This window comes from Cupriavidus sp. MPR-AND1C, assembly GCF_058809705.1.
Genome location: NZ_JBXASU010000046.1, coordinates 1 through 23830, shown reverse-complemented (window position 1 = coordinate 23830; position 23830 = coordinate 1). Strand labels below are relative to the sequence as shown.

Annotated in this window: 17 protein-coding genes; 7 read left to right on the top strand and 10 right to left on the bottom strand. The window is 66.2% G+C overall.

All coding sequences use genetic code 11. From position 1 onward, the window contains the following. Nucleotides 1-21: 21 nt before the first annotated feature. Both AC1RWI_RS22860 and AC1RWI_RS22855 read left to right on the top strand, forming a co-directional pair. Nucleotides 22-540 (top strand): MarR family winged helix-turn-helix transcriptional regulator, encoded by a 519-nt coding sequence (locus AC1RWI_RS22860; protein WP_043349862.1) that lies wholly within the window; start codon nucleotides 22-24, stop codon nucleotides 538-540. Continuing rightward, nucleotides 537-995, top strand: a complete 459-nt coding sequence (locus AC1RWI_RS22855) for a hypothetical protein (protein WP_043349865.1) — start codon at nucleotides 537-539, stop codon at nucleotides 993-995. Before AC1RWI_RS22860 ends, AC1RWI_RS22855 begins: the two co-directional genes overlap by 4 nt. An 82-nt stretch (nucleotides 996-1077) precedes the next feature. On the opposite strand, the gene AC1RWI_RS22850 is transcribed toward AC1RWI_RS22855, so the two are convergent. Together AC1RWI_RS22850 and AC1RWI_RS22845 are read right to left on the bottom strand one after the other, a co-directional pair. Further along, a complete protein-coding gene (locus AC1RWI_RS22850; RefSeq protein WP_043349869.1) occupies nucleotides 1078-2760 on the bottom strand; it encodes a long-chain fatty acid--CoA ligase in 1683 nt (560 codons plus the stop codon). 198 nt (nucleotides 2761-2958) lie between these two features. Further along, a complete protein-coding gene (locus tag AC1RWI_RS22845) occupies nucleotides 2959-3624 on the bottom strand; it encodes a TetR/AcrR family transcriptional regulator (RefSeq protein ID WP_043349872.1) in 666 nt (221 codons plus the stop codon). Nucleotides 3625-3844: 220 nt separating this feature from the next. Between AC1RWI_RS22845 and AC1RWI_RS22840 the strand changes: the two genes are divergently transcribed. From AC1RWI_RS22840 to AC1RWI_RS22830, 3 genes are read left to right on the top strand one after another with little or no spacing between them, the layout of a single operon-like run. Then, nucleotides 3845-5575, top strand: a complete 1731-nt coding sequence (locus AC1RWI_RS22840; protein WP_492868946.1) for an AMP-binding protein — start codon at nucleotides 3845-3847, stop codon at nucleotides 5573-5575. A gap of 51 nt (nucleotides 5576-5626) precedes the next feature. Continuing rightward, complete coding sequence (locus AC1RWI_RS22835; RefSeq protein ID WP_492868944.1) at nucleotides 5627-8965, top strand: acetyl-CoA carboxylase family protein; 3339 nt, start codon at nucleotides 5627-5629, stop codon at nucleotides 8963-8965. 20 nt (nucleotides 8966-8985) lie between these two features. Next, a complete protein-coding gene (locus tag AC1RWI_RS22830; protein ID WP_492868942.1) occupies nucleotides 8986-10329 on the top strand; it encodes a branched-chain amino acid ABC transporter substrate-binding protein in 1344 nt (447 codons plus the stop codon). An 8-nt stretch (nucleotides 10330-10337) separates the two neighbouring features. Here AC1RWI_RS22830 and AC1RWI_RS22825 read toward each other — a convergent pair whose 3' ends face one another. Both AC1RWI_RS22825 and AC1RWI_RS22820 read right to left on the bottom strand, forming a co-directional pair. Then, nucleotides 10338-11531 (bottom strand): aminopeptidase, encoded by a 1194-nt coding sequence (locus AC1RWI_RS22825; protein ID WP_043349880.1) that lies wholly within the window; start codon nucleotides 11529-11531, stop codon nucleotides 10338-10340. Nucleotides 11532-11536: 5 nt separating this feature from the next. Next, complete coding sequence (locus tag AC1RWI_RS22820; RefSeq protein ID WP_043349883.1) at nucleotides 11537-13639, bottom strand: molybdopterin-containing oxidoreductase family protein; 2103 nt, start codon at nucleotides 13637-13639, stop codon at nucleotides 11537-11539. A 312-nt stretch (nucleotides 13640-13951) separates the two neighbouring features. Here AC1RWI_RS22820 and AC1RWI_RS22815 point away from each other — a divergent pair, with 312 nt between their 5' ends. Continuing rightward, nucleotides 13952-15121: an ABC transporter substrate-binding protein gene (locus tag AC1RWI_RS22815; RefSeq protein ID WP_492868939.1), complete on the top strand. Its 1170-nt coding sequence runs from the start codon at nucleotides 13952-13954 to the stop codon at nucleotides 15119-15121. A gap of 54 nt (nucleotides 15122-15175) precedes the next feature. Here the strand turns inward: AC1RWI_RS22815 and AC1RWI_RS22810 are convergent, their stop codons facing one another. The 5 genes from AC1RWI_RS22810 to AC1RWI_RS22790 form a co-directional block, all read right to left on the bottom strand. Beyond that, nucleotides 15176-16240, bottom strand: a complete 1065-nt coding sequence (locus tag AC1RWI_RS22810) for an ABC transporter ATP-binding protein (protein ID WP_043349891.1) — start codon at nucleotides 16238-16240, stop codon at nucleotides 15176-15178. Further along, nucleotides 16237-17235 carry an ABC transporter ATP-binding protein gene (locus AC1RWI_RS22805; RefSeq protein ID WP_043349893.1) on the bottom strand — a complete coding sequence of 333 codons (999 nt, stop codon included), beginning with the start codon at nucleotides 17233-17235 and terminating at the stop codon, nucleotides 16237-16239. Before AC1RWI_RS22805 ends, AC1RWI_RS22810 begins: the two co-directional genes overlap by 4 nt. A gap of 21 nt (nucleotides 17236-17256) precedes the next feature. Continuing rightward, a complete protein-coding gene (locus AC1RWI_RS22800; protein ID WP_043349896.1) occupies nucleotides 17257-18174 on the bottom strand; it encodes an ABC transporter permease in 918 nt (305 codons plus the stop codon). Nucleotides 18175-18178: 4 nt separating this feature from the next. Beyond that, a complete protein-coding gene (locus AC1RWI_RS22795; RefSeq protein WP_006163472.1) occupies nucleotides 18179-19156 on the bottom strand; it encodes an ABC transporter permease in 978 nt (325 codons plus the stop codon). A 247-nt stretch (nucleotides 19157-19403) separates the two neighbouring features. Beyond that, nucleotides 19404-20990 (bottom strand): ABC transporter substrate-binding protein, encoded by a 1587-nt coding sequence (locus AC1RWI_RS22790; protein ID WP_043349901.1) that lies wholly within the window; start codon nucleotides 20988-20990, stop codon nucleotides 19404-19406. Nucleotides 20991-21301: 311 nt separating this feature from the next. Between AC1RWI_RS22790 and AC1RWI_RS22785 the strand changes: the two genes are divergently transcribed. Beyond that, nucleotides 21302-22495, top strand: a complete 1194-nt coding sequence (locus AC1RWI_RS22785) for a M20 aminoacylase family protein (protein WP_043349905.1) — start codon at nucleotides 21302-21304, stop codon at nucleotides 22493-22495. Nucleotides 22496-22502: 7 nt separating this feature from the next. Here AC1RWI_RS22785 and AC1RWI_RS22780 read toward each other — a convergent pair whose 3' ends face one another. Then, nucleotides 22503-23333 (bottom strand): DUF3047 domain-containing protein, encoded by an 831-nt coding sequence (locus tag AC1RWI_RS22780; protein WP_492868936.1) that lies wholly within the window; start codon nucleotides 23331-23333, stop codon nucleotides 22503-22505. Nucleotides 23334-23830: the final 497 nt, after the last annotated feature.

Below are 23830 nucleotides of genomic sequence, written 5' to 3'. Positions count from 1 at the left end.
TCAAACAACCAGCGTGCCGCGATGCCCACCTCACCTGCTGCCGAGGCCCCGCCCAAGGCCGGCGCCGAAGAAGCGCCGGTCGATCTCGAAACCAGCGCCGACGATAACGCCCACGACGCCCTGCGCCTGTGGCTGCGCCTGCTGACCTGCACCAATCTGGTCGAGGCCGACATCCGCTCCCGGTTGCGCCAGGATTTCGCCTGCACCCTGCCGCGCTTTGACCTGATGTCCCAGCTCGACCGCCATCCGGAAGGCCTGAAGATGGGCGAGCTGTCGCGCCGCATGATGGTCACCGGCGGTAACGTCACCGGCATCACAGACCAGCTCCAGCAAGAAGGCCTGGTCTCGCGCGAGGCTTTGCCAAGCGATCGCCGCGCTTACCTGATCCGGCTCACGCCGGCCGGGCGCATCGCGTTTTCCAAGATGGCGCGCGCACACGAAGACTGGATCGAGCAATTGTTCGGCGGCCTGCCCCAGACCGACCGGCGCGCCCTGTTCCGCTTGCTGGGCCGGCTCAAGACCGGGCTGGTGAGCGCATGAACGCAGCCCGCTCGGGACCGGGCACGCTTTGCGCCGCGCTGCTGACGCTACTCCTGGCGGCCTGCCAGAGCATGCCGCCAGGACCCGAAGTGTCACCGCTCAACGTCACCATCAGGCTTGGGCGCATCGGCGCGAAGACGCTGGTGGGCCAGGTCGACATGCCGGACAACGGTGCGGTGAGCACCGCCGCGGGCGTTGGCGGCGGCGCATGGAGCGGCGGTGGCTGGAGCGGCGGTGGCGTTGGCTTTTCCGTCGACCTGAACTCGTTGTTACGCCCGCGGCCGCGGCCGCGCATGGACCTGTTCCAGTACACGGTGGCACCGCTGGATGGCGGGGGCGGCAACGTCATCGTCAATGGCCCTGCGGCGCCTGGTCTGGAGCCCGGCGCCTGCGTGCGGATGATCTATCCCGACGGCGCCCCCGAGCCGCTGCTCGTGCCCTCGCGGGAATGCTGACGCGCCCCGCTGAATGAAGAACGGCCTCGCTGGCGGGAGGCCGTTCTTGCTGCGGCGTGCGTAGCTGGCTTGCGCTCTTCGCTCAGGCCGCCTTGCGGCTGTCGCGCAGCTCGCGGCGCAGGATCTTGCCCACATTGGTCTTGGGCAACTCGCTGCGGAACTCCACGAACTTGGGCCGCTTGTAGCCGGTCAGGCGCTCCTTGCAGAAGGCGATCAGTTCGGCTTCTGTCAGCGCGGGATCCTTGCGGACCACGTACAGTTTGACCACTTCGCCCGAATGCTCGTCGGGCACACCCACCGCTGCCACCTCCAGCACGCCCGGGCACTCTGCGGCCACGCCTTCGACCTCGTTCGGGTACACGTTGAAGCCGGACACCAGGATCATGTCCTTCTTGCGGTCGACGATCTTGGTGTAGCCACGCGCGTCCATCACACCAATGTCGCCGGACTTGAAGAAGCCGTCGGCCGTCATGACCTTGGCGGTCTCGTCCGGGCGGTTCCAGTAGCCGGCCATCACCTGCGGGCCGCGGATGCAGATCTCGCCAGCCTGGCCGAGCGGCACGTCCGCACCGTCGTCGTCGCGAATGGCGATGTCGGTCGACGGCAGCGGCAGGCCGATGGTGCCGGAGAACGCGTCGGAATCAGTCGGGTTGCAGGTCGCCGAAGGCGAGGTCTCCGACAGGCCGTAGCCTTCGATGATCGGGCAGCCCGTCCTGGCCAGCCACTTCTTGGCCACCGCTTCCTGCACCGCCATGCCCCCGCCGTTTGCCACGCGCAAGCCAGAGAAGTCGACCTTGTCGATATCCGGGCTGTTGATCAGCGCGTTGTACAGCGTATTGACCGCCGGGAACATGTTGAACTTGTACTTCTGCAGCTCCTTGATGAAACCGGGGATATCGCGCGGATTGGGGATCAGCACGCTCAGGCCGCCGCTGCGCATGCCCAGCAGGCAGCAGACCGTCAGCGCGAAGATGTGGTACAGCGGCAGCGCCGTGATGGTGATCACCTGGTCGATCGGTGCGCCCTTGGCCAGCGCCGGCTGCATCCAGGCTTCGGACTGCAGCACGTTGGAGACGATGTTCCGGTGCAGCAGCACGGCGCCCTTGGACACGCCAGTGGTGCCACCGGTGTATTGCAGGAAGGCAACGTCGTCCGGGCCCGTGGTGGCGGGCTGCAACTGCATGCCGCGCCCCTCTGCCAGCACTGCGTTGAAGCGCACGCAGTTGGGCAGCTCCCACGCCGGCACCATCTTCTTGACGTTGCGCACAACGAAATTGACGATCGCGCCCTTGAGGCCGCCCAGCAGGTCGCCCATGCTGGCCACCACCACGTGCTTGACCGGCGTGGCGGGCAGCACTTGCTGCAGCGTGGTGGCGAAGTTCTCGAGGATGACGATGGCCTCGGCGCCGCTGTCCTTGAGTTGATGCTCGAGTTCGCGCGGGGTGTAGAGCGGATTGACGTTGACGACGACAAAGCCGGCACGCAGCACCGCGGCCAGCACCACCGGATACTGCAGCACGTTGGGCATCATGATGGCCACGCGCGCGCCCGGCTTGAGCCCGCGCGACTGCAGCCACGCCGCGAATTGCCGCGACATGCGGTCGAGTTCGCCGTAGGTGATCGACTTGTCCATGCACACAAAGGCACGGCGATCAGCATAGGTGCGGAAGGACGCCTCGAGCAATTCGGCCAGCGAGTGGAACTGACTGCTATCAATCTCGGCAGGTACGCCGGCCGGGTAATGCTTCAGCCACAGTCTTTCCATGCACCGTCTCCTGATTTTCTGAATGGTCGTTCGATTTTCGACAGATGCTAAACGCGCGACCAGGTTAAGACAACACGTTAGATGAAGTCCTCTGGACATTGCTCATCGTCTGACGTGAAGTTTAGCGCACAGTTCAACCCGGACTGGGGAATTCCCCTAGCGGCTTGCGCCAGGCAGCAACGAAAAGCCTTGCCGAAGTCAGGCGTTCACCGGCAACACCATCTTCATCATGCTCGTGGCCAGCTCTTCCGCCAGCGCCTGCGCCCCCATGCGTTCAGGCTGGTGCCAGGTGTACATGAAGCCCACCACGCTGCCAATCGCATGCGCGGTCACGCGCGCGTCGCCATAGCTGAACACGCCCGTGCGCTTGCCTTCCTCCAGCAGCGCATAGAGGTCGCGATAGAAGGCCCGCGCCATATTGCCCAGCCAAGTCACCGTTTCCGGCCGCAGGTACTGGTTGTCGCGAAAGCTGAGCGTGGCGGGCACGTAGCAGGCAATGCAACGCCGCGCCATTTCCAGCAGGCAGGTATGCAGGCGCTCGCGCACCGGCAGGGCCGGGTCGGCGGTCTCGCGGATGACCGGCAGGCAGGTCTGCGCGGACTCGCGGCACAAGATGTCGAAGATCTCGTACTTGTCGGTGAAGTAGTAGTACACCGCCGGCTTGGTCACGCCCAGCGCGCGGCACAGGTCGTTCATCGTCATGCCGGGATAGCCCTTGGTATAGAACAGCTGGGCAGCGGCATCGAGGATCTGGCGGCGGCGCGCTTCCTGCCGCTCGGCGATATGCGAGCGGGCGGGTACGGCGTCCAGAGCGATTTCCGGAGCGGCCTCGGCGGCGGGAGCGGTTTTCTGTGCAGTCGGCATGACGCGATTCTCGCATGGCGCCGCGGCTGGAAGGCCCGGCAGTCCGTTTTGGCGTTGACCCGCTCCCCCCTGAACCGTGGATTCACGCGGGGGCGGCACCTGGCTTGACGCATGACGGCAATGCCAATACGATCATACCCAAGGGTAAATAAATATACCAAAGAGTAAATTTCGCCAACCCAAGCCGGCTTGGCGGCCCATCAGCAAGGAGACACCGCCAATGGACGAAACGACCTACCTGGCCGACATGCATGCGCGCTGGCAGCGCGCATGGCCCGAGCGCACCCCGCGCACGCCGCAATATCCGCTGGGGCGCCAGCCGCTCACGGATATGCTGCGCCACTGGAGCCGCACCCGGCCAGACCGCCCCGCGGTGATCTTCTACGGCCACGAAACCACCTACGCGGAGCTGGACGCGCAGAGCGACCGCTGCGCCGCGCTGCTGGCAGCACACGGCGTCGGCGCCGGTGACCGCGTGGCGGTGCTGATGCCGAACTGCCCGCAGTTCCACATCGTGTTCTTCGGCATCCTCAAGCTGGGCGCCGTGTACGTGCCGATCAGCCCGCTGTCGCAGCGCGCCGAGTTGCAGCACGCGCTCACCGACAGCACGCCGCGCGCACTGATCGCGCTGGACCAACTGGTGCCGCTGGTACGCGAAACGCGCGCCGCGCTGGGCGCGCAGGATCCGCTCGCCCTGCTGTTTTCGACCAGCTTTGCCGATGTGATTCCCGCCGAGCCCACACTGCCGCTGCCGCCCATGGTGCAGGCCCCGCGCCATGACTGCGAAGCGGACGGCTACGCCATCGACCTGCTGCGCGCGATGGCGGCGTGCACGCACGCAGCCCCTGCCACACCAGCCTCGCTCGATGCCGCGGCCGCGCTTAACTACACCGGCGGCACCACCGGCCTGCCCAAGGGCTGCATCCACACCCAGGGCGATATGGTGGACATGGCGGCCGCGTTCGGCGCGGTCTCGCTCGACATCGCCGACGACAGCGTCATGCTGGGCTTCTTCCCCGAGTTCTGGATCGCGGGCGAGAACCTCTGCCTGATCTTCCCCGCCTTCTTCGGCATCCCGCTGGTGCTGCTGGCGCGCTGGGATCCCGAGACCTTCATGGCGGCGGTGCAGCGCTACCAAGTCACCAACGCGTCGATGCTGGTGGACAACGCGGTGGAGGTGATGGAGCACCCGCGCGCGGCGCAGTACGCATTGCGCTCGCTGCGCTACGTGGGCGTATCGTCCTTCGTCAAAAAGCTCAACCTGCCTTATCGCCGCGCGTGGCAGGCGCTGACCGGCTCGGTCATTGCCGAGACCGCCTGGGGCATGACCGAGACGCAAACCTGCAACACCTTTGCCTATGGCATGCAGGACGATGACCTGGACCTGCGCGCCCAGCCCATCTTTGTCGGCCTGCCCGTGCCCGGCACAGAGTTCAAGATCTGCGACTTCGCCAGCGGCGAGCTGCTTGCGCCGGGCGCCGAGGGCGAGCTGTGCGTGCGCACGCCGACCCTGCTCAAAGGCTACTGGAACAAACCCGACGCCACGCGCGAATCGCTGCGCAACGGCTGGTTCCACACCGGCGACATCGGCCTGATCGACGAGCACGGCTATCTGCACTACCTGGGCCGGCGCAAGGAGATGCTCAAGGTCAACGGCATGAGCGTGTTCCCGGCCGAGATCGAGGCGCTGCTGGGCCAGCATCCGGCCATTCTCGGCTCGGCGGTGCTGGGCCGTGCGGATGAGGACCGGGGCCAGTTGCCGGTGGCCTTTGTCATGCTCAAGCCCGAAGCCATCGGCACGGTGGACAACGCCGCGCTGGTGCAATGGTGCCGCGCCAACATGGCCGTCTACAAGGTGCCGCTCGTGCATATTGTCGACGCCCTGCCGCTGACCGCCACGGGCAAGGTGCGCAAGCAGGACCTGGCGCCGCTGGCCGAGCAGCTTGGCTGATCCCGCAATGCCCCTCCCTATGAACTCCGCCACACTCACCTTCTTCGCATCATGACGTTCCGCAAGCTACTGATCGCCAATCGCGGTGAAATCGCCATCCGCATCGCCCGCGCCGCCGCCGCAATGGACCTGCAAAGCGTGGCGCTTTATAGCGAGGACGATCGCGACGCCCTCCACGTGCGCAAGGCCGATGGCGCGGTGGCGCTGCCCGGCACCGGCCCGCGCGCCTACCTCGATATCGCGCAGGTAGTGGACGCCGCGCGCCGCAGTGGCTGCGACGTGATCCACCCGGGTTACGGCCTGCTGTCCGAGAACGCGGAGTTTGCCCAGGCCTGCCTGGATGCCGGCCTGGCCTTCGTCGGCCCCGCACCCGATGTGCTGCGCCTGTTCGGCGACAAGGCGCGCGCGCGCGCGCTGGCCCGCGAGTGCGACGTGCCGGTGGTGCCGGGCTCCACCGGGCCGACGACGCTGGCAGCGACGCATGCGTTCTTTGCCTCGCTGCAAGCGCCAGGCAAGGCGGCCGGCATGATGATCAAGGCCCTGGCCGGCGGCGGCGGGCGCGGCATGCGCGCGGTGCACGCGGCGGCGGACATCGACGAGGCTTATGCCCGCTGCGTCTCCGAAGCCACGGCTGCGTTCGGCAATGGCGCCGTCTACGTGGAGCGCATCGTGCATGCTCCGCGCCATATCGAGATCCAGGTGGTGGCGGATGCGGCCGGCGGCGTGATCGCCCTGGGCGAGCGCGAATGCAGCCTGCAGCGCAGGCACCAGAAGCTGGTTGAAGTGGCACCCAGCCCTTCGCTCGATGCAGGCATGCGTGCGCGCCTGGCCCAGGCCGCGATCACGCTGGCGCGCGCCAGCGCCTATCGTGGCATCGGGACCTTCGAGTTCCTGCTGGGTGCGGATGGTGCGGATGGTGCGGATGGCGAGTTCTGGTTCATGGAGGCCAACCCGCGCCTGCAGGTGGAGCACACCGTCACGGAAATGGTGACCGGCGTGGACCTGGTCCAGGTGCAGCTGGCCATTGCCGCCGGGCAGGATCTCGGCCACCTCGGGCTGGCGCAAGCGCCCGCGCCGCGCGGCATCGCGGTGCAGTTGCGCATCAACGCCGAGCACCTCGACGCGCAGGGCCATTTGCGCCCCGCCAGCGGCCGCATCGATGCCTACGAGCCGCCCAGCGGCCCCGGCGTGCGCGTCGATGGTGCGGGCCATGCCGGCATGACGGTCAACCCGCGTTTCGACTCGCTGCTGGCCAAGCTGATCGTGCATGAGCCCGGCGGCGACTACGCGCGCGCGCTGGCCCAGGCCTATCGCGCGCTGTGCGAGTTCCGCATCGAGGGCATCGACACCAACCGCAGGCTGCTGCAGGACCTGCTGCTGCGCGACGATGTGCGGCGCAACGCAGTTCACACGCAGTACCTGGACGCGGCGCTACCGGCTCTCGCTGCGCAGTCGCAGGGCGGCGATCCCGGCCATCCGGCGCTGCATGCGGTATCCGCGGCCAGCAGCACGCAAGCGCTCGCATCCACGCTGCCGGACGACCTGCCCGACGATGCCGAACTGCTCAGCGCGCCCATGGACGGCGCGTTGGCCGCGGTGCAGGTGCGGCCCGGCGACCGCGTGCGGCGCGGCCAATCGCTGGCCATCATCGAAGCCATGAAGATGGAGCACCCGCTGGAAGCGCCGGGCGCGGGCGAAGTGCTGCGCGTGCTGGCCGCGCCCGGCGACGTGCTGCGCGCGGGCGCGCCGGTGATCGTGCTGTCGCTGGATGAAGGCGGCCATCATGGGGCGCAGGCCGGCGCCGCCGTGGATCCCGCCCATATCCGCGCGGACCTGCGCGACGCCCTGGCCCGCCACGCGCTCACGCAGGACGCGGCCCGCCCGCAGGCGGTGGACAAGCACCACGCCCGGGGCGGGCGCACCGCACGCGAGAACATCGCCCAGCTGTGCGATGCAGGCTCGTTCATCGAGTACGGCGCGCTCGCCATCGCCGCGCAGCGCCAGCGCCGCAGCGTGGAAGACCTGGAGCGCGCGACGCCGGCCGACGGCATCGTCACCGGCATTGGCACCGTCAATGCCGAGCGCTTCCCGGCAACGGATGCGCGCTGCATGGTGCTGGCGTACGACTACACGGTGCTGGCCGGCACTCAGGGCTTCTACGGCCACAAGAAGCTGGACCGCATGCTGGCGCTGGCGCGCCAGTGGCGCCTGCCGGTGGTGCTGTTCGCCGAAGGCGGAGGCGGGCGGCCAGGAGACACGGACACCCCGGTGGTGGCCGGGCTGGATTGCACGTCCTTCATCCAGTTCGCGCGGCTGTCCGGCCAGGTGCCGCTGGTGGGCATCGTCTCCGGGCGCTGCTTTGCCGGCAATGCCGCGCTGCTAGGCTGCGCCGACGTGATCATCGCCACGCGCAACGCCACCATCGGCATGGGTGGTCCGGCCATGATCGAAGGTGGCGGGCTCGGCGTGTTCGCTGCGGAGGAAGTCGGCCCGGTGAGCGTGCAAGCACCCAATGGCGTGATCGACGTGCTGGTCGACGACGAGATCGCGGCGGTGGAGACGGCGCGCCGCTACCTGTCTTATTTCCAGGGCGACCTGCCCGACGGGGAGGCCGGCGATGCGCGCGCGCTGCGCCACCTGATTCCTGAGAACCGGCTGCGCAGCTACGACATGCGCGGCGTGCTTGCGGCGCTGGCCGATCACGACTCCGTGCTGGAGCTGCGCGCCGCCTTTGGCGCGGGCATCATCACCGCGCTGATCCGCATCGAGGGCCGCGCCTTCGGCTGCATCGCCAACAACCCGCGGCACCTGGGCGGCGCCATTGATGCCGACGCCGCCGACAAGGCCGCGCGCTTCATGCAGTTGTGCGATGCGCACGGCTTGCCCATCGTCTCGCTGTGCGACACGCCTGGCTTCATGGTGGGACCGGAGGCGGAGAAGACCGCCACGGTGCGCCACGTCTCGCGCCTGTTCGTCACCGCCGGCGCGCTGCGCGTGCCCTTCTTCACCGTGGTGCTGCGCAAGGGCTATGGCCTGGGCGCGCAAGCCATGGCGGGCGGCAGCTTCAGCGCGCCGTTCTTTACCGCAGCCTGGCCCAGCGGCGAGTTCGGCGCGATGGGCATCGAGGGCTCGATCCGGCTGGGCTTTCGCAAGGAACTGGAAGCCGTGGCTGACCCGGACGAGCGCGAAGCCTTGTTTGCGCGCATGATCGAGGGCGCCTACCGGCGCGGCCGAGCGCTTAATATGGCTAGCCACCTGGAAATCGACGCCGTCATCGACCCGGCCGACACACGCCACTGGCTGCTGCGCGGGCTGGCCTCGGCGCTCCCGGCGTCGGCCGCGCGCGATACGCCGGCGGCCGGATCGCGCCGTTTCATCGACACGTGGTGACAAGCAGAAGGAGAGGATCGATGTCCCATGACTTGAGGCGCGCTGCAAGCGCCACCGCCAGGGTCGCCGCGCTGGCGCGTGGCGTGTTCATGCGCAGCGTCGCCGTTGCCGCGCTCGCGCTGGTCGGCGCGCTGCCGCTACAGGCCCAGGAAAAAGCGCAGGAAAAAACGCAGGACGCCGCAGCCGCGCCCATCAAGGTGGCGTTTATCGACCAGTTGTCCGGGCCGCTGGCCAACGTGGGCCAGATCTTCCAGGCCAACCTGAAGTTCGCGCTCGACGACGCCAACGCCCAAGGCGGCGTGCTCGGGCGCAACTACGCGCTGGTGAGCTACGACAACAAGCTCTCCGCGCAGGAAAGCCTCATCGCGCTGCAAAGCGCGATCGACGCTGGCGTGCACGTGGTGTTCACCGGCGCATCTGGCTCGCCGGTGGTCACGGCGCTGGTGGAGGCCGTCAACCGGCACAACGAGCGCAACCCCGGGCAGCGCGTGCTGATCATGAACTACGCTTCGCTCGACCCCGACCTGACGGGCACGCGCTGCAGCTTCTGGCACTTCGCCACCGAGGCGAACACGGCGATGAAAATGCGCGCGCTGGCCAATTTCGCGCGTGAGCAAAAGGGCATGCACAAGGTCTACCTGCTAAACCAGGATTACACCCAGGGCCGCATCTGGGCAGCACTGGGCCGGCAGATGATCGCGGGAGCGCGGCCCGACGTGCAGTTCGTCGGCGAGGCGCTGCACCCGCTGGCGCGAGTCAAGGACTTCGCGCCGTACATGAGCCGGATCAAGGAAAGCGGCGCCGATACCGTGGTCACGGGCAACTGGGGCCAGGACCTCGGCCTGCTGATCAAGGCCGGCGGCGAGGCCGGCTACGAACTGAACTACCTGAACCATAGCGGCGGCGGCGCGCCCGGCACCGTGCTGGCCGTGTCGCAGGCAAAGAACGCCCACCTGACCTGGGTCGCCGAGTACCTGCCCAACGGCGACGATCCGGTGCTGGCTGCGCTGGCGGCGCGGGTCAGGCAAACCCCGGCGGGCGAGTACTTCGCCCCGCGCGTGCTGATTGCCGTGCAGATGCTCAGCGCGGCGATGCGCCACGCGAACTCCGACGACCCGACCCGCATCGCATTCGCGCTCGAGGGCATGCAGTACCGCTCGCCCGTTGGCGACGTACTGATGCGCAAGAGCGATCACCAGTTGCTGCTGCCGCAGGTGGTCTCGACCATCGCGCCAGTGGACGGCAAGACCGTCAAGGTTGGCGTGGAAGGCACGCAGTACGGCTTCCGCCTCGACAGCACGACGGCAGGGGCAGACCTGAACCTGCCGTCGGTCTGCCGGATGAAGCGCCCAGCGGGCACCTAGTCAGTCCATCAAGGCTTGGCGCTAGCCGCAGTCGCGGATGGCGTGTCGGGCGCGCCGCTGGCGCGTGCCGCGCCGAGCGCGGCCCCTACCGCGGTCTCGCTCTCGCCGGCGCTCAGCGCGTCGCCGCCACTGGCCGGCGGCGCCAGCTGGCGCAGGCGGGCATCGCGATCGGCACGCGGCAGCTCGCCGATGCGCCGGACCTCGGCATAGAACGCGGTCCAGTCGCCACCGTTTTGCGCCAGGAGCACCGTGAAAGCCGGCACCCATTGCTGGTAGGTCGCCACCGCGGCAAGCTGCGCATTGGTCAGCGGCCGCTCGAACCAGCGATCGTAGCCGCTGTAGCCGCCCCACTCTTCCTTGAGCTTCGCATAGCGCACACGCAGGCCGGCGAAGATTTCCGCCTTGCCCGCCCGCTTGGCATCGTCTGACAGTGGCGAGTGATAGAGCGTATCGAGCCGGTCGCGCGTGTCCAGCAGCATCGCGCGGAATTGCTGGCGGCGCAGGTCGTACTGGCGGTAGCTGGCGCGGGCGTCGGGCGATGCCGCCAGCGCCAGCCAGCGCTCCACCCCGGCCGTTTCCACCGCGGTGGCAAAAGACTCGTTGAAGGTAGTGTCATCGCGCACATAGACCACCTGGTGCGCCAGTTCGTGGAAGATCAGCCGTGCCAGCTCGCCTTCGGGCTGGTAAACGAAGGTATTGAGCAACGGGTCGTCGAAATAGCCCAGCGTGGAATACGCCGGGATGCCGGCGACATACGGCTCCAGGCCCTCCTTGCGCAGGCCCTGCGCATAGCCGTCGGCATCCGCCTGCGCGTAGTAGCCGCGGTAGCTGATGCAGCCCACCACCAGGAAGCACCACTTGTGCAGTTCCATCGACAGCTCGGAGGTGGCGAACACGCTCCACACCACATACGACCGGTGCAGGTTAGCGTAGCGCCGGTAGCTGCCGTTGTCCGGCAGCTTCAGCTCATGCGAGGCAAAGTCGCGGATGGTGCCGGCCAGAGCCAGGCGCTGAGCCAGCCGGGTGTCCTTGGCTTGCTGCGCCGCGGCGATGGCGTCGGGCAATGGCCGGGAATCCGCCATCACCCCAAGGTGGCCGCCGATCGATTGCGCATAGTAGCCGACCGTGTCACAGCCGGACAACAGCGCGGCAAGCCCAAGTGCAGCCAGGGCTTGAAGCGTGCGTGCCGGGCGCAGGTTCATGGTGGCTAGGGGGTGGCGGTGGCGGACGCCGCTTCCACTTGCACCAGGCAATCGTAGAACACCGGCGCACGGCCCAGGTCGGTCAGCCGCTGGCTGGTGAGCTCGTTGGCGTTCTTGCCATCCGGCGCCAGCTTCTTCCACCAGATCGACAGCCCCACCACCAGCCCGCGCCGGGCCCGGTCGGTCACGCGGGCCCGCGCCAGCATGCTGCCGCGGTCGTTGAAGGCACGCACCATGCTGCCGCTGGCGATGCCACGCGGGGCGGCGTCCTCAGGATGGATGTCCAGGTGCGGCTCGCCTTCGGTGGCGCGCAGGCTGTCGACGTTGACGAACGAGCTGTTGAGGAAATTGCGCGCCGGCGGCGAGATCATCGCCAGCGGATAGCGCGCGGCCAGTTCCGGCGCGGTCGCGGGGGTCTCGTACGGGGGCACGTAGTCGGGCAAGGGATCGAGGCCGTCGCGGCGCATGATCTCCGAATAGAACTCGCACTTGCCGGACGCCGTGGCAAAGCCGCCCTCGGCGAGCGGCGCCACCGGCAGGTTGAGCTTTTGCCAGCCCTGTGCCTTGAGGGACTCCCAACTGATGCCTGCCGCGCGCGGGTCCGTGGCCACGATGGCCTGGGCGGCGATATCCTCGTCGCTATCGGCAAAGCACGGCTCGGCAAAGCCCATGCGCTGGGCCAGGCGGCGGAAGATCTCGGTGTTAGGCACGGCCTCGCCCAGCGGCGCGATGGCCTGGTTGTTGGCCAGGAAATACGTATGGCCGTAGGCCTTGTGCACATCCACGTGCTCGAGTTGGGTGGTGGCCGGCAGCAGGATGTCGGCATAGTCAGCCGTATCGGTGCGGAACTGCTCCAGCACCACGGTGAACAGGTCCTCACGCGCGAAGCCTTCGGCCACCTTGGTCGACTGCGGCGCCACCGCCACCGGGTTGCTGTTGTAGACCACCAGCGCCTCGATCTTCGGGTTGCCCGCGCCGTCACCGGCATCCAGCAGCGCGTCGCCGATGGTGCTCATGTTGACCGTGCGTGGCAGCGCCGGCAGGCCCGGCAGCAGGTCCGGGCGCTGCAGCGCCAGGTTGTCCACCGGGAAGAATCCCGACGTGGACAGCTGCAGGCCCCCGGCCGCGTGGCGCCAGGCGCCCACGAGCGACGGCAGGCAGGCCACCGCGCGCACCGCCTGGCCGCCGCCGTGCGAACGCTGCATGCCATAGTTCAGGCGGATCGCCACCGGCTGGCGCTCGCGCACCGCGAGTTGCCCGTAGAGGCCGGCGAGCCATTCGATGTCGTCCACGCTGACGCCGCAAATCTCGGCCGCGCGCTGCGGGGTGTAGGCCAGGGCACGCTCGCGCAGTGCCTCGAAGCCCACCGTGTGGCTCGCGATGTACTCAAAGTCGAGCAGGTCATCGCGCATCAGCACGTGCATCATCGCCAGCGCCAGCGCGCCGTCGGTGCCGGGCATCAAGGCGATGTGGCGATGGCATTTCTCGGCGGTCAGCGAGCGATACGGGTCGATCGCCACCAGGGTGGCGCCGCGCCGCTTGGCTTGCTGCACCCGCGTCCAGAAATGCAGGTTGGAGGCAATGGGGTTTCCGCCCCAGATGATGATGAGCTTGGCATCGGGCACATGCTCGATATCCATGCCGATGCTGGCTCCATAGGTATAGCGCAGCGCGGTGGCACCGGCGCTGGCGCAGATCGTGCGGTCAAGCAGCGAGGCGCCCAGCTTGTGAAAGAAGCGCGCCGCCATGCTCTCGCCCTGCACCAGCCCCATGGTGCCGGCATAGCTGTACGGCAGGATGGCCTGCGGGTCACGCGCGGCGATGGCGGACAAGCGGGTGGCCACGGTGTCCAGCGCCTCGTCCCAGGAAATCGGCTCGAACTTGCCTTCGCCCTTGCGGCCGACCCGCTTCATCGGCGTCAGCAGGCGGTCGGGGTGGTAAGTGCGGTCCGTGTAGCGCGAAACCTTGGTGCACAGCACGCCCTGGGTGCCGGGATGGTCGGGATCTCCCGCCACCTTGGTCGCGCGGCCGTCTTCGACGGTGACGAGCAAGGCACAGGTATCAGGACAATCGTGCGGGCAAGCGGCACGGACGATGCGGGAAGCCATGGATTCTCCTGGCAAGCGATTGGGGACGGGCGGCGCGACTGCCATGGGGCAGCAGCATTGGGGCGGCTGAGCGGCCACACGCGGCGGGACCTAGCACCGTGCAGGAAAGGCCGTTGCCGGACTAGCCTGGTGGCATCGCGTGTTGTATGCCGGCGTCGCCCCGACGGGCGCCGCCGGGGGAAATTGTTAGGCTCCGATTGTATTCGATTATGATAGCCCGACGCTGCGCCAGGGGATGGCGCCAGGACAGCGCCGGCACAGACCGGCAAGGCATTCACGGGTAAAGAAAACACCGTTTCTCACGGGGAAACCATGCAAGTGCATTCTGGGGTCAGGGGCTGGCGCATTGCCGGCCTGCTGGTGGCATGCGCCATCGGCTCATTCGTTGCCAATGCCAGCGCCGAGAACGGCGTCAGCGCGGACACTATCCTGCTGGGCCAGTCGGCCGCGCTCACCGGGCCTACCGCCATGCTAGGCAAGCAGCTCAATTCTGGCGCGCGGCTCTACTTCGACTACATCAACCAGCACGGCGGCATCTACGGCCGCAAGATCGAGCTCAAGGTGCTGGACGATTTCAACGAGCCGGAATCCGCCGCCAAGAATACCCGCGCGCTGATCGACGAGGACCATGCCTTCGCGCTGTTCGGCTACGTCGGCACGGAGACCGGCGAGGCCTCGTTGCCGCTGGCCACCCAGGCCAAGGTGCCGTTCTTCGCCCCCTACAGCGGCGCCCAGTCGCTGCGCGAGCCGTTCAACCGCTATGCCTTCCACGTGCGCGCCGGTTTCAACGAGGAAGCCGAGGCCATCCTGCGCCAGGTCCGCGTCACCGGCCTCAAGCGGGTCGCCGTGGTCTACAACGAGGACGCCTACGGCAAGGCCGGCCTGGAAGCGCTCGAGCGCGCCCTCAAGGCCGCGCCCGACAGCGGCGTGCAGATCGTCGCCCGCGAGGGCGTGGTGCGTAATACGGTGGAGATCGGTGACGCCATGCAGGGCTCCATGAAGTCCAAGCCCGACGCGGTGGTGATGATCAACGCGTACCGGACCACTGGTGCCTTCGTGAAGGAAGCGCTGCGCCGCGGCTTCAATGGCCAGTTCTATAACGTCTCGTTCGTCGGCACCCAGGCACTCGCCAAGGAAGTCGGCGCCAAGGGCAGCGGCGTGATCATCTCGCAAGTCATGCCTCACCCTGGCAACGCCACGCTGCCGGTGGTGCGCGAATACCTGCGCCTGCTGCAGGCGGCGGGCAAGCCCAACGAGTTCGACTACGCCAGCATCGAAGGCTTCATCGCCGCCAAGGCCTTTGTCGAAGGCACGCGCCGTGCCGGCAAGGACCTCACCCGCGAAAAGCTGATCACCGCGCTGGAAAGCATGAGAAACGTCGACCTCGGCGGCTACATCATCAACTTCAGCCCGGACAGCCACGTCGGCTCGAAATTTGTCGAGATGACCATCATCAACTCGCGGGGGCAGGTCATCCGCTGATGGGCACATGGCCCGTCTCGCGCACGCGTGAGACGGGCCCGATGCCGACAGCACCTACGCCATGTCGTTCAGGTGGCAAGCCGAAAACCGCATCGGCGCGATTTCCTTCAACAGTGGCTGTTCCTCCCGGCAACGCGGCATCGCATGCGGGCAGCGCGGATGGAAATGGCAACCCGGTGGCGGGTTCAGCGGCGAGGGAATCTCGCCTTTGATCGCCACGAAGGTCTTCTTGCCCACCTCCAGCTTCGGGGCCTCAGCCAGCAGCGCCTGCGTGTAGGGATGGTTGGGGCTGGCGAAGACATCTTCCGCCGGCGCCGACTCCACCACCCGCCCCAGATACATGATCACCACCCGGTCGCTGATGTGCTTGACCACGCCCAGGTCATGGCTGATGAACAGGTAGGTCAGGTTCAGGTCCTGCCGCAAGCGCATGAAGAGATTCAGCACCTGCGCCTGGATCGAGACATCCAGCGCCGCCACCGACTCATCGCACACCAGGAATTCCGGCTTGACCGCCAGCGCGCGCGCAATGCCGATGCGCGCGCGTTGCCCGCCCGAGAACTGGTGCGGAAAGCGGCGCAGCACGGTGGGGTCCATGCCCACGCGCACCAGCATGTCTTCCACGTAGCGCTTCTGCTCGCTGGCCGGCACCATGCCGTGCACGACCGGCGCCTCGCCAACGATATCCATCACGCGCAGGCGCGGATTCAGCGATGCATACGGATCCTGGAAGATCATCTGGATCGCCAGCTGCTTCTCGCGCTTCTTTTCCGGCGGCAGGCGGTCCAGGTCAACGCCCCGCCACAGGCGTGAGCCTTCGGTCAGCGAATGCAGGCCCACCGCCATGCGGCCCAGCGTGGACTTGCCACAGCCGGATTCTCCGACGAGGCCCACCACCTCGCCCGCGCGAATGGACAGGTCGACACGGTCGACCGCATGCACCACCTCCTCCTTCGCGCCTGCGCCGAAGAGGTTGGCGATCTTGGCTGCGGCATCGAGCGATTTGACAAAGCGCTTGGACACGCCCTGCAATTCGAGGATGGGCGCGTTGGGCGTGGGTTCGGCGCTGGAATCGGTCGTCATGGCGGCGAGGGCGGGATCAACAACGGCGGCGCTCATGCGGCCTCCTGCTGGGAGAGAACCGGATGAAAGCAGCGCAGGCGGCGCCCGTCTGCCGCAGTGTCGAGCGGCGGCGCGGTCTTGCATACATCGGTGGCGTAGGTGCAGCGCTCACGGAAGGCACAACCAGCCGGCAGGTTCAGCAACGATGGCGTCATGCCGGGAATCTGCCGCAGCGGCGCGCCACGCGGGTTACGCGACGGCGCGGAGCTGATCAGGCCGTGCGTGTAGGGATGCTCGGGCCGCTCCAGCACCTGGCGCACATCGCCGGCTTCGACGATCTTGCCGGCGTACATCACACACACGGTATCGGCCAGGCCGGCCACCACGGACAGGTCGTGGGTGATCCAGATCAGCGCGGTGCCGGACTCGCGGCACAGCTTCTGCATCTCGTACAGGATCTGGCCCTGGATGGTTACGTCCAGCGCGGTGGTGGGCTCATCGGCGATGATCAGGTCGGGCTTGTTGAGCAGCGCGATGGCAATCGCCACGCGCTGGCGCATGCCGCCCGAGAACTGGTGGGGATAGGCGCGCAGGCGCTCGTCCGGCGAAGGAATGCCGACGCGGGCCAGCGCATTGCGGGAGCGCTCGCGCGCCACCGCCTTGTCGACTTTTTCATGCGCCAGCACGGCCTCGATCATCTGCGTGTCGATGCGCAGGACCGGGTTCAGCGTCATCATCGGGTCCTGGAAGATCATCGCGATGCGGTTGCCGCGCACATCGCGCATCTGCGCCGGCGTGAGGTTGCGCAGGTCGCGCGTGACGCCGTCGCGGCTGGTCAGCTCGATGCGGCCATCCACCACTTTGCCGGGCGGATCGATCAGTCCCATAATCGAGTAGCCAGTCATCGATTTGCCCGATCCGGACTCGCCCACCAGGCCCATGATCTCACCGCGGCCAACCGAGAACGAGACATCGTCGACCGCGCGCGCGACGCCGCCGCGCGTGAAAAACTGGGTTTTGAGGCCTTCCACCACAAGGGTCGGTTTGCTCATGTTCGCTCCTGTCGTGCTGCGTTACTGCGTTTGCAGGCGCGGATTGAGTACATCGCGAAGCTGGTCGGCGACCAGGTTCATGGCCACGATGGTGACCACCAGCGCGATGCCCGGGAAGAAGCTGATCCAATACTTGCCGGACAACATGTATTGCTGTCCGTTGGCGATCAGCGAGCCCAGCGACGGCTCGGTTATGGGCACGCCCAGACCGAGGAAGGACAACGTGGCCTCCAGCGTGATGGCGGACGCCACCTGCAGCGCCGCGATCACGATCAGGGGCGGCAGGCAGTTGGGCAGCAGGTGGCGGAACATGATCCGCCCCGGCGGCAGGCCCAGGCAGGTAGCGGCCTCGATATATTCCTTGCGCCGCTCCACCAGCGCCGCGCTGCGGGTGGTGCGGGCGTAGTAAGCCCACTGCACCGCCACCAGCGCGATCACGATATTGCCGATGCCGGGCCGCAGGAACGCCAGCAGGATCAACGCCAGCAGGATGGGCGGAAACGACAGCTGCAGGTCGGCCACGCGCATGATGATGGCCTCGACGCGGCCGCCCAGGAAACCGGCGATCAGGCCGAGCGTGGCACCCAGCAGCAGCGCGATCACGGTGCTGACCACGCCCACGCCAATGCTGATGCGCAGGCCGTACATCACGGCCGAGAGAATGTCGCGGCCCTGCTCGTCCGAGCCAAGCAGGAATGTCATGCCACTGCCGGACTGCTCGCCCGGGGCCATGCGTGCATCGAGCACATCGAGCGTAGCAAGGTCATACGGGTTCTGCGGCGACAGCCAGGGCGCCAACAGCGCGATCAGCAAGATGACGATCAGCAAGGTCAGTCCGGTCACGGCGATCTTGCTCGACAAGAACTGGCTGGCGAAGCGCCGCAGCGGGGTCTGCTCGGCTAGCGGCGGGGCCGCAGTGGTTTCGGTTGCGGTTGTCATGAGCTCAGCCCTTGTTGTCGGCGATACGCACGCGCGGATCGAGCACGCTATAGATGATGTCCACCAGCAGGTTGATCAGGATGAACAACGTCACGATCACCATCAGGTAGGCCACGATGACCGGCCGGTCGAGCAACTGGATGGAATCGATGATCAGCTTGCCCATGCCGGGCCAGGCGAAGATCGATTCGGTCACGATGGCAAAGGCGATGATCGAGCCGAACTGCAGGGCAATCACCGTGACGATGGGGATCATGATGTTCTTGAGCACATGCACGCCCACGATGCGCGTATTCGACAGGCCCTTGGCCCGCGCGAACTTTACGTAGTCCATCAGCATCGCTTCCTGCGTGCCGGCCCGCGTGAGACGGATCACCATGGCGATGTTGAGCAGCGACAGCGTCACCGCCGGCAGCAGCAAGTGGCGCAGGCCGTCCACCGTCAGGAAGCTGACGGGGATGCCTAGCAGCGAGGTGGTTTCACCGCGCCCGTTGGACGGCAGCCAGCCCAGTTGCACCGCGAACACCATGATCAGCATCAGCCCGACCCAGAAGGTGGGCAGCGAGAAGCCGAGGATGGAGACACCCATGATGGTCTTGCCAGCCACGCCGCCAGGACGCAGGCCCGCCCACAGCCCGAGCGGGATGCCGAGCAGCACGGCCAGCAGGATGGCGCACACGGCCAGCTCCATGGTGGCCGGCATGCGCTCGAAGATCAGCTTGAGCGCGGGCGTGCCGTGCGCGAACGAGGTGCCGAGGTCCCCGTGCAGCGCGTTGCGCAGGAAGATCCAGTATTGCTCCCAGAGGGGCTTGTCGAGTCCGAGCGCCGCGATGGTGCGCTTGATGTCTTCCTGGTCGGCCTGAGGATTGATCAGGATATCGACCGGGTTGCCGATGGCAAAGACGCCCAGGAAAACCAATAGCGACATGACGAAGAGCACGACTACGCTCTGCATCAAGCGCCGGATAATGAAAACCAGCATGTTCGGAAGCTTTCCTTCGCCGATGACAGGCCACGGCGCCTGTGGGCGCCGCCTGGTTGCACCGGCAGTCGGCTCGTGGCTAGGCCCGGCTACCGTCCGGGGATGATTCGCCGGGAAGCGGCCACCCAGACCGCGGACGCTTCCCGCCTTTACCTGCAGATGATCTTGTGTCCGGGGAGCGCGACATGGTGGTCGCGCCCCCCGGCCTCACCGCTAACCTCTACCAGCTACTGCTCAGGCCTTTACTTCACTGCGGCTTGAAATTGTGCGCGTACGTGCGTTCGTCGGTACGCGGCACATATGTGATGCCCTTCTGGGTGGCCCAGGTGGTCACCTGCTGGTGGATCGGGATGATACCGCCATCGTTGATGGCGATCGCGGTAGCTTCCTGCAGCAGCTTGGAACGCTCGCCGTCATCCACGGTGGCCAGCGCCTTTTCCAGCACCACGTCCATCTTCGGATTGCAGTACTCGCCCCAGTTGGTCGTGCCAAAGCCCTTCTTCGGATCCTCGCACGCCAGCAGCGCGCGCAGCGGCGAGCTCACTTCGCCGGTTTGCGCGCCCCAGCCCAGCAAGCCGAACGAGAATTCGTGCTTGATACCCTTGGAAGAATAGGTCGCCATCGGCATGCCCTCGACCTTGGTCGCAATGCCGATGCGGGTCAGGTTCTGTGCAATGGTCTGGGCGATCTTCTCGTCGTTGACGTAGCGGTTGTTAGGCGTGTGCAGGGTGATGCCGAAACCGTTCGGGTAACCCGCCTCGGCCAGCAGCTTCTTGGCGCCTTCCGGGTCGTACTTGACCGTCTTCAGGTTCGGGTTGTAGCCGAACAGCGTGGGCGGCACCAGGTTGTTGGTCGGCTCGGCGAGGCCTTCCATCAGGCGGTCCTTGATGCCTTGGCGGTTGATGGCCATGCTGATGGCATTGCGCACGCGCGCATCCTTCAGCGGGTTCTTGTCCATTGGCGCGCCTTCCTTGGTGGTGACAAAAGGCGACTTGTCTTTCTTGTCATCGGTGTACAGGTAGATCACGCGATGCGAGATCTTGGAGAAGAAGGACAGCTTCGGATCCTTGCGCACCTGCGGCAAGTCCGGCGTCGGCACGTTCTCGATCGCCTGCACGTCGCCGGACAGCAGCGCTGCCATGCGGGTCGCCGGGTTCGGGATAAAGCGCAGCGTCACCTTGTCCCAGGCGGGCTTGGGCCCCCAGTAGTCGGGGTTCTTCACCAGTTCGACCCGGTCGTCGCGCGCGTAGCTGACGAACTTGAAGGGGCCGGTGCCGATCATGCCCTTGCCTTGCGCAAAGTCGTCCGAGGTCAGGCCCTGCGTGGCCTTCTTCTGCACGATGAAGATCGACGTCAGGTCGTTCAGCATCAGCGGATACGGCGTGTTGGTGGTGAGCTGGATGGTGTACTTGTCGATCACCTTCTTGTTGATGATCGCCTTGGTGTAGACGTCGAACTTGCCCGGGCTGTTCTGGATAGTGGACGGACGCTCGAGCGACCAGACGATATCGTCGGTGGTGAGCTCCGAGCCGTCGTGGAATTTCACGCCCTTGCGGATCTTGAATTCCCAGGTCAGGTTGTTCACCAGCTTCCAGGACTCGGCCAGGCCGGGAATGATCTTGCTGTCCGCATCCATCTTCACCAGGCACTCGAACATGTGCTCGGAGACGTTGATGTTGGAGAACAGGTTGTAGAAGTGCGGATCCATCGAGGTCGGGGGCGAACTCATGGCCAGCTTGAAATCGACCGCGTGGGCCTGGCTGGCAAAACCGAAGCTCATGGCCGCGGTTACCACCATGGCACCGAATGCCTTCTTGCATGTGCGAAGGGACATCGCGCAACTCTCCCGGGAAGAAATGTAGCAAATGACTACTAAGGGCAACGCAGGCATATCGCGCCAGGCGCCGCATTTTGGTGCGGCTACGGACGCGACAAGTGGCAACGTTGCCAGGCAAGCACATCAAGCATGAACTGTTCCAGCACTGCACCATGCGGGGCAATGCGGGGAAACCCCCGCGCTGATTGGCGATGATGCGCTGCGCAAGCGCTGGTGAAAGTGGCGGAAGTGTCCTGCCGGGCGCCTGCTTTGGCGCTTTGGACTAAGGCATCGTATGATCGGGGTATCCTTCGCCCTCAACTGGCATCATGACACTCATCCCCGAAATTCTTCAGGCGCAGCCTGAAATCCGCAGCATCCGACGTGACATCCATGCCCATCCGGAGCTTTGCTTCAAGGAGGAACGGACCTCCGACGTGGTGGCGCAGAACCTCGCTGCCTGGGGCATCGAGGTCCATCGCGGCCTAGGCACCACTGGCCTGGTCGGCGTGATTCGCAACGGCAGCAGCAAGCGCAGCATCGGCCTGCGCGCCGACATGGATGCCCTGCCGCTACAGGAGGCCAACACCTTCGGCCACCGCTCGCAGCACGACGGCCGCATGCATGCCTGCGGCCATGACGGCCACACGGCAATGCTGCTGGGTGCGGCACGCTATCTGGCCGAGCACCGGAATTTCGATGGCACCATCAACCTGATCTTCCAGCCGGCAGAAGAAGGCGGAGGCGGCGCGCGCGAGATGATCAAGGATGGCCTGTTCGAGCGCTTCCCGTGCGACGCCGTGTTTGGCATGCACAACTGGCCCGGCATGCCGGCTGGCAGCTTCGGCACCACCGCCGGCCCGCTGATGGCGTCGAGCAATGAATTCCGCATCGTCGTGCGCGGCAAGGGCGCGCATGCTGCGTTGCCGCACAACGGCAACGACCCGGTTTTCACCGGTGCGCAGATCGTGTCCGCGCTGCAGGGCATCATTACGCGCAACAAGCGCCCGATCGATGCCGCCGTGATCTCGGTCACGCAGTTCCATGGCGGCGATGCCACCAATATCGTGCCGGACCAGGTCTGGATCGGCGGTACGGTGCGCACTTTCACGCTGCCGGTGCTCGACCTGATCGAGCGCCGCATGGAGGAAGTCTCCAAGGCGGTTGCCAGCGCCTTCGATTGCACCGTTGAATTTGAGTTTCACCGCAACTATCCGCCCACCGTCAACAGCGCAACAGAAACCGCGTTCGCCGTCGAAGTGGCGAGCGAGCTGGTGGGCGCAGGCAATGTCGACGGCAATATCGAGCCGACCATGGGCGCCGAGGACTTCTCCTTCATGCTGCTGGAAAAGCCCGGGTGCTACCTGTTCATCGGCAATGGCGAAGGCGTACACCGCGAAGCCGGCCATGGCCTTGGTCCCTGCATGCTGCACAACCCCAGCTACGACTTCAACGACGAGATCCTGCCGGTCGGCTCGACCTTCTTCGTGAAGCTGGCGGAGAAGTGGCTCGCGCCGGCTTGAGCGCGCGTCAGTCCAGCGCGATGTCGCCGTACCAGCTTTCGGCGCGGCTCCTGGTGTTGTCGGTATCGGTCATGAGGCCGATCGCCACCACCTTGCCCGGATCGGCCCCGAAGACCTTGCGGTAGTCGGCGCGCAGGTCGCGCCGGTGGCAACGCCATTCGCCGGTATGCCGGGTACCGGAGTCGACCACGATCATCCGCACACGCTCAGTGTGCGGATTCGACACCACGGATCCTTCAGGCTTGCGCCCGCCCCAGATGTACATCAGCGTGGCATAAGGCATCTCCCGCCCCGTTGTCAGCCGCGCCATTTCGTACATCAGCTGATCCTTTAACGAGAGGCTGCCTTTGTCGCCATCGAAGGCGACGAAGATGCGCAGCGGCGAGTCCTCGCGCGGGGCCAGTGAGTTGTCAGCGCTACGGATGACGTCGCGCGTCTTCCACGTCCAGTTCAGCATGCCCGGGTCGCGCCCGACCAGTGGTACGTACAGGCCGGATGCAGAACTGTCGGCTTCGGCATGCAACACCATGCGTTGGTCGACTTCTGTCAGGGTATAGCGCGTGGGAATTTTGTTGCGATTGACGGTCCAGGGCTGCCAGCCTGCCGGCTTGCCAAGCCCGCTTGCTGTCGCGGAGAACAAAGGCAGGCGCTTCAGCGTAGGATGCTCTTCCGGCTCGCTGGACTCGCCATGATCGGCTTCGGCGGGGTCTTGGCTCGTTGCGATCAGGCCCGCTGTCGCGCGCTCGGCGGAAATCGGCGTCTGCGCCGGTTCGGCTAGCCTGAGCTGCTCAATGTGCGCGGCAAAACTGCTGCAGTCGTTCGACGAGAGCGCAGCCATGGCGCCAGGCCCCGACAGCGGGATCGGTCCCTGCGGTGCGGACCCCGTTCCGAGTGTGCCGCAACCCGTCAAAACAAGCGCACCTACCACGCTGGTCAGTACCAACAGGCAAAATCTGGCCGCCATTCATCCCCCAAACCTGGATGCCACCGCCTAGTCACGCCTGTTGGCGCTCACCGGCCCGGACTTGTTTCAATCTTTCGAACTGCATTTCGAACTGCATCAATGCGTCGAACCGCGTCACGCCGGACCAAGCCGGAGCTTGAGGCAAACGGTAGCAGAAGGATATGGACGAAGGAAGGCTCGGGTACCCTGATGCGGGGATTCCTGGTGTAGCGACAGCGCTATTTCAAATGCTATTTTCGATCGCACGAAATTGCAGCCACTTTTGCGGCCACTTTCGATCGCACTTTTCGCAGCCACAAAAGCAAAACCCCCCAGTACTTTCGTACTGGGGGGTTTCAAGGGAGAGCCTGGCGATTACCTACTTTCACACG

Coding starts and splice junctions, on each gene's coding strand:
- AC1RWI_RS22860 (WP_043349862.1), top strand. CDS start 22: ATGCCCACCTCACCTGCTGCCGAGGCCCCGCCCAAGGCCGGCGCCGAA.
- AC1RWI_RS22855 (WP_043349865.1), top strand. CDS start 537: ATGAACGCAGCCCGCTCGGGACCGGGCACGCTTTGCGCCGCGCTGCTG.
- AC1RWI_RS22850 (WP_043349869.1), bottom strand. CDS start 2,760: ATGGAAAGACTGTGGCTGAAGCATTACCCGGCCGGCGTACCTGCCGAG.
- AC1RWI_RS22845 (WP_043349872.1), bottom strand. CDS start 3,624: ATGCCGACTGCACAGAAAACCGCTCCCGCCGCCGAGGCCGCTCCGGAA.
- AC1RWI_RS22840 (WP_492868946.1), top strand. CDS start 3,845: ATGGACGAAACGACCTACCTGGCCGACATGCATGCGCGCTGGCAGCGC.
- AC1RWI_RS22835 (WP_492868944.1), top strand. CDS start 5,627: ATGACGTTCCGCAAGCTACTGATCGCCAATCGCGGTGAAATCGCCATC.
- AC1RWI_RS22830 (WP_492868942.1), top strand. CDS start 8,986: ATGTCCCATGACTTGAGGCGCGCTGCAAGCGCCACCGCCAGGGTCGCC.
- AC1RWI_RS22825 (WP_043349880.1), bottom strand. CDS start 11,531: ATGAACCTGCGCCCGGCACGCACGCTTCAAGCCCTGGCTGCACTTGGG.
- AC1RWI_RS22820 (WP_043349883.1), bottom strand. CDS start 13,639: ATGGCTTCCCGCATCGTCCGTGCCGCTTGCCCGCACGATTGTCCTGAT.
- AC1RWI_RS22815 (WP_492868939.1), top strand. CDS start 13,952: ATGCAAGTGCATTCTGGGGTCAGGGGCTGGCGCATTGCCGGCCTGCTG.
- AC1RWI_RS22810 (WP_043349891.1), bottom strand. CDS start 16,240: ATGAGCGCCGCCGTTGTTGATCCCGCCCTCGCCGCCATGACGACCGAT.
- AC1RWI_RS22805 (WP_043349893.1), bottom strand. CDS start 17,235: ATGAGCAAACCGACCCTTGTGGTGGAAGGCCTCAAAACCCAGTTTTTC.
- AC1RWI_RS22800 (WP_043349896.1), bottom strand. CDS start 18,174: ATGACAACCGCAACCGAAACCACTGCGGCCCCGCCGCTAGCCGAGCAG.
- AC1RWI_RS22795 (WP_006163472.1), bottom strand. CDS start 19,156: ATGCTGGTTTTCATTATCCGGCGCTTGATGCAGAGCGTAGTCGTGCTC.
- AC1RWI_RS22790 (WP_043349901.1), bottom strand. CDS start 20,990: ATGTCCCTTCGCACATGCAAGAAGGCATTCGGTGCCATGGTGGTAACC.
- AC1RWI_RS22785 (WP_043349905.1), top strand. CDS start 21,302: ATGACACTCATCCCCGAAATTCTTCAGGCGCAGCCTGAAATCCGCAGC.
- AC1RWI_RS22780 (WP_492868936.1), bottom strand. CDS start 23,333: ATGGCTGCGCTCTCGTCGAACGACTGCAGCAGTTTTGCCGCGCACATT.